A 2,570-nucleotide genomic window follows, 5' to 3' on the forward strand; every position below is an offset into this window, starting at 1 on the left:
TGCCGCCGCGTACGTAGCCGGTGGCGCGCTCGGCGGCCGCCGGGTCGGCCATGGCCGCGCGCTTGCCGCCGAGCGCGGCCGCCAGGGCCTTGAGGTCCAGGGAGCCGGAGACCGGCACGACGGCCACCGCGAGCGCGCCGTCGACCTCCGCCACGAGGGTCTTGAAGACGCGCGCCGGCTCGACGCCGAGCGCGGCCGCGGCCTCCGCGCCGTAGGAGACGCCGGACGCCGGATCGTGCTCGTAGGCGTGGACGGAATGCGGCACGCCGGCCCGCTTCAGGGCCACGACGGCGGGTGTGGACGCCAAACCGGGTCCCCCCTCAGTTCAGGCTGGTCGGCCGCCGGGTGAGGTCCACGGCCGGCAGCGACGGGAGCTTACCGATCACCGCCGTCTCCGCGCGCAGCAGCCGCAGCTCCTCCGCCAGCCGGGAGGCCGTGTCGGGGGCCTGGAGCAGCCGCTGCTTGACGGGGGTGTCGAGCACGGCCGCCGCCGCGACCAGGTACGACAGCACCTTCGGGTCGCCGGGCAGGTCGGACTGCCCGGCGAGCGAGGTCTGCGCCGCGCCCGCCAGCCGCTTCTGGTACGCCCGGAAGGCCCGCACCACGCCGGAGGCGAGCGCGCCGGCCTCGTCGCCGTCCAGCTCCTCGATCGGCTCGATCTCGCCGGTCAGATAGGAGCCGGTGGCGTCGAGGGAGAGCAGCCGGAAGCGGGTGGTGCCGGTGGCGATCACCTCGTAGGTGCCGTTGGAGCGCTCGCGGATGGTGGCCGCGTCGGCGACGCAGCCGACCGTGTGCAGAGCCTTCGCCGGGTCGGTGCCGAAGCCGGTGGCCGGGCCGGGCTCGGGGCCGTGGCCCTCGGGCAGCCCGGGGGCGCTGGGCGCGACCTCGCGGCCGTCGCGGATGGCGACGACGCCGAACAGGCGCGGTTCGTCCTCGGGCAGTGCCGACAGGTCGCGCATCATCGCGCGGTACCGCTGCTCGAAGACGTTCAGGGGCAGCACGAGGCCCGGGAACAGCACCGAGTTCAGCGGAAAGATGGGCAGGCGCGCGGTCGTCACGGGCGGTAAGCCTAACCGCCGCGCCGTTGCCTGTCGGCCGCCCGGCTCACTGGCGGCGCAGCAGGCGCGACGCGCCCGCCGCCACGGTCGTGGCGAGCACCCAGCCGAGCAGGATCAGCGCCGTCACGACCCACTGCGCGAGGCCCGCCGGCCGCCAGGCGTTCTCCTGGCCCAGGTCGATGACCGGCAGCAGCAGGTCCAGGGTGTAGAGCGCGGCGTTCCAGGCCGGGCCCTCGCCCTCCTTGAGGGGGGCCGGCGGCCGGTAGGTGAAGTAGGCGGTGCCCAGGGCCCACAGCACGGCCATCCAGACCATCGCCCGGCCGGGCCGGTAGCCGTAGGCCACGGTCCAGTCCTGGAGGTAGCCCCAGGCCTTGCCGGCCAGCGGCAGGGTCTCCCGTCTGCGCCGCTGCTTGGCCAGCAGCACCGCCCGCGCGTCGGCGTCCTCGCCGCTGTCGCGCAGGGCCCCGGCCAGCCGCTCGTACGGCTCGGGCGCGTACTCGGGGGTGGCCGCCGCCACCCACTCCAGCCGCCCGGCCAGCGGGAAGCTGCCCAGCGGTATCAGGTTCTCGTAGAAGAACCCCGCCATCACCAGCCCGCCGGGCCCCGGCCAGCTCGCGGCGCGGTCGACGAGGTTGACCACCCGGGCCCCGGACAGCACCACCCGGCCGCGCTGCGGCGGCTCGCCGAGGAAGCGCAGCTCGGGCGTCTGCACGCGGCGCATCGACAGCTCCTGCTCGCCCTCCATCATGAACCGGGCCTGGCTGAGGTCCACCGCGTCGCCGAACCGCCCGTCGTCCAGCCGCACCCCGCCGTGGCACTCGAAGGGCTGCACCCGGGTGCCCCGGTCGGGCGTCTGCGTGGCGATGCCGTACGGGGGAGTGGCACCCCGGGCGAACGGGGAGCCGCTGACGCCGACCGAGGTCAGGTACAGCGTCCGCTCGACCGTCAGCTGCGGGGCGTTGAACGCGTGCCGCCCGTGCGGATTGCTCAGCATGCTGCCGCGCAGGCTCAGCGAGACGCCTATCTTGGCGCCGCGCATGCTCAGCTCCCCGTACGAGCGCATCATCTCGGCCTGCACGTCCTGCCCCACGCTCATGCCGTCGGCGGCGATCGACAGACCGCGCCGGTCGCGGCGCACCACGAGCTGGTTCAGCAATAAGTCCGTGCCGATGTGCGCGTCGGTCAGCCGTATGCCGCTCTGCACCACCGAGCGCGGCAGGTGCAGATCGCCCTCGGTGCGCAGCCGGGCCGCCTCCAGCCGTGGTATCGCGCAGCCGACCAGCCGCAGCGTGGTGAAGCTGCACTCCGGAAGCATCAGCTGCTGCTCGAAGCGGCAGTTGTGCATCTCGACGTACGGCACGACCGTGCCGCCGGACAGATCGAGCGTGCCGGTGATCTGGACGCCGTTGAGCTTGAGGGCGGCGACCCGGCCGGGCACGGGCGGCGGCCCGTCCAGCAGCAGCAGCGCGACCACCCGCGCGCGCACGCTCCGCTCCGGCCCCCAGGTGTGCG

The 2,570-nt window shown here is 74.7% G+C and carries 3 protein-coding genes; all 3 read right to left on the minus strand.

The features are described 5' to 3' along the window. The coding region (locus AB0K09_RS32200) for a YbaK/EbsC family protein (protein ID WP_366068936.1) at positions 1-307 on the minus strand (307 nt) is incomplete at its 3' end. Positions 308-320: 13 nt separating this feature from the next. Further along, positions 321-1,058 carry an LON peptidase substrate-binding domain-containing protein gene (locus tag AB0K09_RS32205; protein ID WP_366068937.1) on the minus strand — a complete coding sequence of 246 codons (738 nt, stop codon included), beginning with the start codon at positions 1,056-1,058 and terminating at the stop codon, positions 321-323. Positions 1,059-1,104: 46 nt separating this feature from the next. After that, positions 1,105-2,570, minus strand: a 1,466-nt coding sequence (locus AB0K09_RS32210; protein WP_366068938.1) for an oxidoreductase, incomplete at its 5' end; no start/stop codon positions are given.

Source organism: Streptomyces sp. NPDC049577 (genome assembly GCF_040675635.1).
Taxonomy (GTDB): Bacteria; Actinomycetota; Actinomycetes; order Streptomycetales; family Streptomycetaceae; genus Streptomyces.